The organism is Kutzneria sp. 744 (genome assembly GCF_000568255.1).
In the GTDB taxonomy this organism is placed as follows: domain Bacteria; phylum Actinomycetota; class Actinomycetes; order Mycobacteriales; family Pseudonocardiaceae; genus Kutzneria.
Genome location: NZ_KK037166.1, coordinates 2,254,997 through 2,263,189, shown reverse-complemented (window position 1 = coordinate 2,263,189; position 8,193 = coordinate 2,254,997). Strand labels below are relative to the sequence as shown.

Annotated in this window: 11 protein-coding genes; 5 read left to right on the top strand and 6 right to left on the bottom strand. The window is 69.3% G+C overall.

All coding sequences use genetic code 11. The features are described from left to right. From pgk to KUTG_RS10065, 4 genes are all read left to right on the top strand, one after another. Positions 1–869, top strand: an 869-nt coding sequence (gene pgk, locus KUTG_RS10080) for a phosphoglycerate kinase (protein WP_043716500.1), incomplete at its 5' end; no start/stop codon positions are given. Beyond that, positions 869–1,654 carry a triose-phosphate isomerase gene (gene tpiA / locus KUTG_RS10075; protein WP_043716499.1) on the top strand — a complete coding sequence of 262 codons (786 nt, stop codon included), beginning with the start codon at positions 869–871 and terminating at the stop codon, positions 1,652–1,654. The genes pgk and tpiA, both read left to right, overlap by 1 nt. 144 nt (positions 1,655–1,798) lie before the next feature. Next, positions 1,799–2,035 carry a preprotein translocase subunit SecG gene (gene secG, locus KUTG_RS10070; RefSeq protein WP_043716498.1) on the top strand — a complete coding sequence of 79 codons (237 nt, stop codon included), beginning with the start codon at positions 1,799–1,801 and terminating at the stop codon, positions 2,033–2,035. A 58-nt stretch (positions 2,036–2,093) separates the two neighbouring features. Next, positions 2,094–2,441 carry an RNA polymerase-binding protein RbpA gene (locus KUTG_RS10065; protein ID WP_043716497.1) on the top strand — a complete coding sequence of 116 codons (348 nt, stop codon included), beginning with the start codon at positions 2,094–2,096 and terminating at the stop codon, positions 2,439–2,441. A 213-nt stretch (positions 2,442–2,654) separates the two neighbouring features. Here KUTG_RS10065 and KUTG_RS10060 read toward each other — a convergent pair whose 3' ends face one another. Together KUTG_RS10060 and KUTG_RS10055 are read right to left on the bottom strand one after the other, a co-directional pair. Continuing rightward, the gene (locus KUTG_RS10060; RefSeq protein WP_084581048.1) at positions 2,655–3,935 is read right to left on the bottom strand and encodes a sensor histidine kinase; all 1,281 of its coding nucleotides are present in this window, start codon (positions 3,933–3,935) and stop codon (positions 2,655–2,657) included. A 326-nt stretch (positions 3,936–4,261) separates the two neighbouring features. After that, a complete protein-coding gene (locus tag KUTG_RS10055; protein ID WP_043716496.1) occupies positions 4,262–5,218 on the bottom strand; it encodes a carbon-nitrogen hydrolase family protein in 957 nt (318 codons plus the stop codon). 237 nt (positions 5,219–5,455) lie between these two features. Between KUTG_RS10055 and KUTG_RS10050 the strand changes: the two genes are divergently transcribed. After that, positions 5,456–6,007 (top strand): dihydrofolate reductase family protein, encoded by a 552-nt coding sequence (locus KUTG_RS10050; RefSeq protein WP_043716495.1) that lies wholly within the window; start codon positions 5,456–5,458, stop codon positions 6,005–6,007. Here KUTG_RS10050 and KUTG_RS10045 read toward each other — a convergent pair. From KUTG_RS10045 to KUTG_RS10030, 4 genes are read right to left on the bottom strand one after another with little or no spacing between them, the layout of a single operon-like run. Continuing rightward, positions 5,956–6,516 carry a hypothetical protein gene (locus KUTG_RS10045; RefSeq protein WP_043716493.1) on the bottom strand — a complete coding sequence of 187 codons (561 nt, stop codon included), beginning with the start codon at positions 6,514–6,516 and terminating at the stop codon, positions 5,956–5,958. The two genes, KUTG_RS10050 and KUTG_RS10045, sit on opposite strands and share 52 nt — an antisense overlap. Before the next feature lie 4 nt (positions 6,517–6,520). After that, on the bottom strand, positions 6,521–7,480 hold the full coding sequence (locus tag KUTG_RS10040; RefSeq protein WP_043716492.1) for an NAD(P)-dependent alcohol dehydrogenase: 960 nt from the start codon (positions 7,478–7,480) through the stop codon (positions 6,521–6,523). Next, entirely contained in the window at positions 7,477–7,704 is a 228-nt protein-coding gene (locus KUTG_RS10035) for a helix-turn-helix transcriptional regulator (RefSeq protein WP_043716490.1), read from the bottom strand. Before KUTG_RS10035 ends, KUTG_RS10040 begins: the two co-directional genes overlap by 4 nt. Next, the gene (locus tag KUTG_RS10030; RefSeq protein ID WP_043716489.1) at positions 7,698–8,117 is read right to left on the bottom strand and encodes a hypothetical protein; all 420 of its coding nucleotides are present in this window, start codon (positions 8,115–8,117) and stop codon (positions 7,698–7,700) included. The genes KUTG_RS10035 and KUTG_RS10030 overlap by 7 nt, the downstream gene beginning before the upstream one ends. Positions 8,118–8,193: the final 76 nt, after the last annotated feature.

The window sequence follows — 8,193 nt, the reverse complement described above, 5'->3', positions numbered from 1 at the left end:
CGCTGCTGGAGAACATCCGCTTCGACCCGCGCGAGACCAGCAAGGACGCCGGCGAGCGCGAGTCGCTCGCCGACGACCTGGTGTCGCTGGTCGGCGACAAGGCCGCCTTCGTGTCCGACGGCTTCGGCGTCGTGCACCGCAAGCAGGCCTCGGTCTACGACGTGGCGGCCAAGCTGCCGCACTACGCCGGCGGCCTGGTGCTGGCCGAGGTCGAGGTGCTGCGCAAGCTCACCGACGACACGGCCCGCCCGTACGTGGTGGTGCTCGGCGGCGCGAAGGTGTCCGACAAGCTCGGCGTCATCGCCAACCTGCTGACCAAGGTCGACCGGCTGCTCATCGGCGGCGGCATGGCGTACACCTTCCTCAAGGCGCAGGGCAAGGAGGTCGGCAACTCGCTGTTGCAGGCCGACCAGCTCGACCAGGTCAGGGGCTTCCTGGCCGAGGCCGACAAGCGCGGCGTCGAGCTGGTGCTGCCGGTCGACGTGCTGGCCGCGACGACCTTCGCTGAGGACGCGCCGTTCGAGGTCGTGTCCACCGACGCCATCCCGGCCGACCGGGAGGGCCTGGACATCGGCCCGGCCACGCGCGAGCTGTTCGCGAGCAAGCTGGCCGACGCCAGGACCGTGTTCTGGAACGGCCCGATGGGCGTGTTCGAGTTCGCCGCGTTCGCCGAAGGCACCCGTGCCATCGCGCAGGCGCTGGTCGACTCCGACGCGTTCACCGTGGTCGGCGGGGGCGACTCCGCCGCGGCCGTGCGCCGGCTGGGTCTGCCCGAGGACGGCTTCTCGCACATCTCCACCGGCGGCGGCGCGTCGCTGGAGTACCTGGAGGGCAAGGAGCTCCCCGGCGTGAAGGTCTTGGAGGACTGATGGCCCGCCTTCCGCTGGTGGCCGGCAACTGGAAGATGAACCTCACGCACCTCGAGGCCATCGGACTCACCCAGAAGATCGCCTTCTCGCTGCCGGAGAAGTACTTCGCCAAGGTCGAGGTGGCGGTGCTGCCGCCGTTCATCTCGCTGCGCAGCGTGCAGACCCTGATCGACGGCGACAAGATGCTGCTCAAGTACGGCGCGCAGGACCTGTCGCCGCACGACTCGGGCGCGTACACCGGCGACGTGTCGGGCATGCAGCTGGCCAAGCTGGGCTGCACCTACGTGGTCGTCGGGCACTCCGAGCGGCGCGAGTACCACAACGAGGACGACGAGCTGGTCAACCGCAAGGTCAAGGCCGCGCTCAAGCACGGGCTCACGCCCATCCTGTGCGTCGGTGAGCGCCTTGAGGTCCGTGAGGTCAACGGCCACCTGGAGCACTGCAACACGCAGCTCATCGCCGGCCTCAAGGGACTCAAGGCGGAGCAGGCGGCCAAGGTCGTCATCGCCTACGAGCCGGTGTGGGCCATCGGCACCGGCAAGGTGGCCACGCCCTCGGACGCGCAGGAGGTCTGCGCGTCCATCCGGTCCACCCTGGCCGACAAGTACGGCCAGGAGGTCGCCGACGTCGTCCGCGTGCTCTACGGCGGCTCGGTCAAGTCCGGCAGCATCGCCGACCTGATCAAGCAGCCCGACATCGACGGCGGCCTCGTCGGCGGGGCCAGCCTCGACGGCGACGAGTTCGCCAAGCTGTGCGCGCTGGCGGCCGGCGGGCCGCTGCCGTAGATCGTTGTCGCAGGTCGGGGCCCCGGTCGAGGTTCGGCGGGGCCCCGATCTGCATTCCGTGACCACTCCTTTCCGGACCGTGCGCCGAAGCCGGGGCCGGAACAGGTAACCTGTAGCGTCTATACGCCTTACAGCGAGGGTGAGATGAACCTGTTCCTGCAGATCCTGTTGATCGTCGCCAGCCTGCTGCTGATCCTGTTGGTGCTGCTGCACCGTGGTCGTGGCGGCGGTCTGTCCTCGCTGTTCGGCGGCGGCATGCAGTCGAGCCTGTCCGGTTCCAGCGTTGTTGAGAAGAATCTGGACCGGATCACGTTGTTCGTGGCCGCGATCTGGATCATCAGCATCATCGGCATCGGGCTGCTGGCCAAGCTCGGCGGCTGAGCGCCGCCAATCCGTCACTGGGGTTGTTCAACCACGTCCTGTGGGAGTGTGAGGGTCGATGACTGGCGGTAACGCGATCCGCGGTACCCGAGTCGGATCGGGCCCGATGGGCGAGTCGGAGCGCGGCGAGTCCGCGCCCCGGCATCGGGTGTCGTACTGGTGCGCCAATGGGCACGAGTCGCGTCCGTCCTTCGCCCTGGAGGCCGAGGAGCCGGAGTCGTGGGACTGCCCACGCTGCGGACTTCCTGCCGGCCGGAACGAGCAGGCCCCGCCTGCTCCACCGCGCAATGAGCCGTACAAGACTCACCTGGCCTACGTGAAGGAGCGCCGCTCCGACGCCGACGGTGAGGCGATCCTGGCCGAGGCGCTGGCCAAGCTCCGGGCTCAGCGCGAGGGCGAGTTCTAGGGCCCCGCGGATTCGACACGGAAAGGCCGCCTTCCTCCGGTTTTCACCGGGGAAGGCGGCCTTTCTGCGCGCTGTGGTTTTTCCGCCCCCGGGTTTTCGCCGCTGACGACAAAGGCCGCCCTGCTCGCGTTTCCGGGAGCAAGGCGGCCTTCGTCGCGTGGTGGATGAGGGAGGGGAGTCCCGCGCCCGGCTTCCCCTGGGGCCCCGATCCTCCTATGCGTGCTGGGGAGCCTGCGGCGCCGGCACACCGGGCAGGGCGAGCGGGAACCGTGAGGTCACCACGAACCCACCGTCCCGACTCGGCTCGGCGTGACAGCTGCCTCCCAGCAGCTCGGCCCGTTCGGTGAGTCCGACCAGGCCATGGCCGCCAGAGGGCAGGGCAGGGGAGCGCTGTCCTCGGGGCCGTCCGTTGCGCACCCGCACCACCAGTTCGTCCTCGCCCAACTGGACGAGCACGGACACGGCGGCGGACGGGGCGTGCTTGCCAACATTGGTCAGCGCTTCCTGCACTGTCCGGTACGCGGCGGCCGACACCGGCCGCGGGATGCTCTCGATGTCGCCGTCCACGTTGAGCGTGACGGCGAGGCCGCAGTCGGAGACCAGGCGGCGCAGATCGCCCAGGTCGGGACGGCCGTCGTCGTCGCTGGTGGTGCGCAGCACGCCGACCAGCTGGCGGAGTTCCTCCAGCGTCTTGGTGGACAGCCGGCGGATGGTGTTGGCGATCTCCCGCGAGTCGGCGTCGGTGACGGTCATCTTCAGCGCGCCCGCCTGCATGGCGATGAGGCTGACCTGGTGCGACACGACGTCGTGCATCTCGCGGGCCAATCGGGTGCGCTCCTCGGCCCGGATGGCCTGGGCCTGGAGCTGCTGCTTGCGCTCACGGGTGGCGGCCAGCTCGGTGAGCCGGCGCACGAGCTCCTTGCGGGTGGTGACGAGCAACCCGAGCGCGAGCGGCATGCCGGCGTCGACGACGGCCCAGAGCAGGTTGGTCACCTGGTGCCTCCAGTCCTGGCCGACGAACTCGTCGAGCGGCCACACCACGAACCGGCACAGCATCATCAGCACCGCGCCGGCCATGGTCTGCCAGTTCCAGGCCCGCTTCTTGGCCACCGAGTACAGCGCGATCATGCCGGCCAGCTGCGACCAGCCGGCGAGGTAGCCGGGCACGGTGAGCAGCAGGGCGAGGAACGGGTAGCGGCGGCGCAGCACCAGCGCGAGGCAGGCCACGCCGGACAGGATGTGCGAGTACAGCTCGGCGTCCTTGGGGAACACCAGCAGCACGTCCAGCAGGGCCAGCGCGATGGCGCCTAAGTCGCTCAGCGGACCCGAGTGGCCCTTCAGGAAGCGGCTGCCCCGGGCGCGCAGCTCACGCAGCGGGGTGCGGGGGTGCACGACGGTGCTGACGATGTCGGCCGCCTGCGCGCCGCTCAGCGGCTCGCCGGTCCAGATCCGGTCATCGTTGTCGCGTTGGGTCGGCACTCCGACCGCGGGCATGTCGGGACCGTTCACGGCGTGGCGCGGCCGGTTCGGCACGGCTCCGTCCTCCTCGGGCAGGGCGAGTTGGTCTTGTGCTCTTAGACAGTCCTAACACTCGTTCGGGACGCGCCTCCCGAAACTTGTGTGCAGATGCACACGCCTGGTACCCGCGTACTCACCCAACGTGATACCTGACCTGCGGTTTTGCCGGTAGGCTAACACCACTCGTCACGCACAGTGCCGGCCGAACTACGTGTTAACGGTGTTCAGGATTAACCGAAAAGACCAGACCTTCGACGGTTGCGCCCGCCGGCGCCGAGCGCCGGCGGGCGTTTCTCCCACCGTTAGAAGCCTCCGCGCTCCGCACTGCGCGGGTCGTCGTGGATGAGATGCGGCTCGTAGAAGCCGTTGCGGACGGTGCGCCGCCACGGCCGGGCCAGGTTCTCCACGTTGCCGTCGAGATCGGCGACGGCGACCGGGCCGTCGTCGGTGCGGGCCACCCACGCCCCGTCCGGCGAGATGACGCCGGAGCCCATGTCGGAGGCGTAGCCGACCCAGTAGCTGTTCGTGGCGGCGTGGGCCTGGGCTTCGGTGGCGAACACCTCGGTCGGCGCGGCCGTCGCGAACAGCACGGCGTCCACGTCGAGGCGCTCGTACTCCAGGAACAGCTCGGGGAAGTGCACCTCCATGCCCAGCGCCAGGCCGATCCGCACGCCGTCGACCTCGAAGGTCACGGGCGCGGAGCCGGGCGTGTACATGAAGCTGACCTTGGTGTTGGACAGCATCCGCTCGTCGTAGCGGGTGACGACCTCGCCCTTGTCCGACAGCACGTACAGGCTGTTGTGCGGGCGGTTCGGCGGCGTCAGCCGGTGCACGCCGCCGAGCACGGTCCACAGCCCCAGCTCCCGGGCCAGCTCGGCGATGCGCCCCAGCTCGTCGCGCAGCACGTCCCAGTCGGCCAGGGCCCAGTCGGCCGGGCCGACCCGGTTCGGGTCCGCCGACATGATTCGCTTGTGCGGCGAGCAGGTCGCCCCCTCCGGGAACACCACCAGCCGCGCGCCCGCCGCGTAGGCGTCACGCATCAGCCGGCGGATCTCCCGGCCGCTCTCCCGCAGCAGATCCCCGTCCCGTGGGTCCTGGCGCAGCGTCGTGCGCGCCGCCGCCAGTCGCAGGGTTTTCGTCTTCGGCATCTCGTCGTCTCCCGATGTCCGACGGAAGTGCCGAAGCGCGGTCGTGTAGGACTGCCCGGTCTTGGCCGCGCGGGCCCGGACCCGGCGTTTGAAATTGCCCCTCGTGGTCACGTCTTCGGCCTTCCACGTCCCGGACCGGCGATCCCCCAGCGACGCGCGCGCCCGGAACGGACGGCTTCGGACGGCGACCCGAGACAGGAAGTCCCTTTGCCCCCGCGGGGAGCCGGGCTGGGGCCGGCTCGTGGAGGTGAGGCGTGGATCGCGCCGAAAAACACCGTAGCACGTGTCGAGAACCGTCCGGGCGGCTCCGACCAGGGGGCAAGGAACCGAACAGAAGGAGTTGGCATCATGGCGATCCGCGTGCACACCTCGATGACCCTCGACGGCTTCTCCGCCGACACCAACGGCTGGCCCGTCCTGCTGCACATGCCCGAGTTCCGGTCCGGTGTCTCCTACGGGCACGAGGAGTTCTTCGCCCAGTGCACCGCCGTGATCATGGGCCGCCGCACCTTCGAGCCCGCCCTCGGCGCCTCCGACTGGCCCTGGCCGGGAAAGAAGGTCTTCGTGCTCAGCACCGGTCAGGTGGACGTGCCCGCCGACCAGGACGTCACCGTCTGCGCCACCGTCGCCGACGTGCTCGCCGCCCTGCCCGCCGGCGACGCCCAGCTCCTCGGCGGCCCCAGCACCATCGCCGCCTTCCACCAGGCCGGCGCCGTCGACCGTTTCGAGATCGTGCTGCTGCCCTTGTTGATGGGCAAGGGAATGCCGCTGTTCCCCCTGGGCGACGACACCCGCCCGCTGTCCTTCGACGAGCAGGTCGTCTACCCGGACGGCACGATCAAGCTGTGCTACGACGTGGCGATCCGCCAGTTCTCCTCGGCGTCCACGGCCACCGAGTAGAGCAACTCGCTCCGGGTGTCGATACCTAGCCGGCCGTCGCGTTCCACGACAACCGCGAGGACTCGACAACCTGCGTCCCAGGAGATCGTCACCTCGTCACCCGGGTTCGTGTTGGGTGGCGCCGGTGCTTCCAGGACGTGACGGCGGATGTATGCGTCGACAAAGCCCACCGCGGGCGGCCATTCGTCGTCGGCGACGTCCTCGACCGCCCAGATCCAGAGGGCGTCCAGGGTCTCGTCGCCCTGGATCAGCTTGGCCGGGGAGGCACCGTCCTCCTTGGTCCTGGTGACTTCGGAGCCGATGCGCGGTCGATTCCACCAGTCGACGCCGAGCCGGTCGAGGGCGACCACCACACTGGCCAGTGGAGAGATGCGGCCGTATTGGGTGGCGAGGATCCGCAGGCGTTCGACCTCGTCGCCGCCAAGATCGCGGCCGAGTCGTTCGAACAGGGCCTCCACGGTCGGCTCGATGCCCAGGGTGGTCCGGATGAACTCGACCGCTTCGCTCACGGCCTCAGGATACGGCGATCACGATCTTGCCGAGGGCGTTTCCGGCTTGCACGTAACGGATGGCGGCCACGGCGTCGGCGAGGGGGAAGGTGCGGTCGAGGACCGGCGTGATCACGTCCTGCTCGATGAGGCGGCGGAGTTCGAGCAGGTCCTCGCGGCGTTCGGCGGTGGCCATGAGGCCCTTGAGCTGCTGGCCGATGAAGGGGGAGAGCAATGCCGCGCGGAGGGTGCGGGCGACGCTGCCGACGAGCTTGCCGCCGCCCTCGCCACCGACGATGATCAAGGTGCCATCGGGCATGAGGTGTTGGCGCAGCAGGGAAAGCGGGCGGTCGCCGGCGGTGTCGATGATGACGTCGTAGCGGCCGGTGACGGCCTCGGTCCGGTAGTCGATGACGGCGTGGGCGCCGAGGGACTTCACCAGATCGACCTTGGCGGTGCTGCACACGCCGGTGACGTGGGCGCCGCGGGCCTTGACCAGCTGGACGGCGTAGGTGCCGACACCGCCACCGGCGCCGATGATCAGGACCTGCTGTCCGGAGTGGACGGTGGCCACGGCCTGCGCGGCGGTGCGGGCGGAGACGGGAACGGCGGCGGCCTGGTCGAAGGTCAGCCGGTCGGGCATGGGAACGACCCGACTCGTCTTGACGGTGACGTACTCGGCGAACGAGCCGTCGGCGGTGCCGAAAACCTGGTCACCGGCACGGAATTCGGTGACACTGGGGCCGGTTTCCTCGATGGTGCCGGCGAGATCGAGGCCCGGCACCGGTCTTTTCGGGCGGCGTAAGCCGAAACCCATCAGCCGGATCAGGTACGGCCGGCCGGCGGTGAGGTGCCAGACGCTCGGGTCGACGCCGGCCGCCCGCACCCGGACCAGGACCTCGCCGGGCCCGGGCTTCGGTCGTTCGACATCCCTGAGCTGCAACACATCCAACGATCCGTAGCGGTCGCGGACAATGGCCTTCACGGGGAATCTCCCTCCGGATACTGGAAAACGTCGTCGAGCGGCACCCCGAACACGTGGGCGATCTGGAACGCCATCTCCAGCGACGGCGAGTACCGGCCCTGCTCGATCGCGATCACCGTCTGCCGGGTGACGCCGATCCGGTCGGCCAGCTCGGCCTGCGTCATCTCGCCCTTGGCGAACCGCAGCGCCCGGATCGAGTTCGTCACCTTCGTCGGCTTCACCACGCCTGGAACCCCCGTCGGTAGCCCACGATCCGCGCGACCGAGCCCAGCGCGGCCGACAGCGTGAACGCCAGGTAGATCGCGTTGGCGATCCAGAAGTGGTCCATCCGGAACATCGCGAGGAACATCGCCAGCACCCCGCCGACCACCACGAACGACTGGCCGATCCGGTCGCCGAACTGCCCGATCTCGCGGTCCCGCTGATCGCGCCTGCTGTCCTTGGGGTTGCGGATCGACACCGCGATGTTCAGCACGATCGTCGCGACGATCGACGCGCCGGTGATCCACAGCAGCGCGCCGACGTAGGGCGCCTGGGCCAGCGGCCCCGGTCTGCTCAGCACTGTCGCGGCGTACATCGCATAGGCGATCGCCGACACCACAAGCATGATCCACGCGCGCTTCTCTTCGTACGCCACGGCTGCGCTCCTCCCCGCTCGACGTCCTCGAATGTAAAGAAGCCTAGACACGATGTCAAACATTCTTAACACGCTG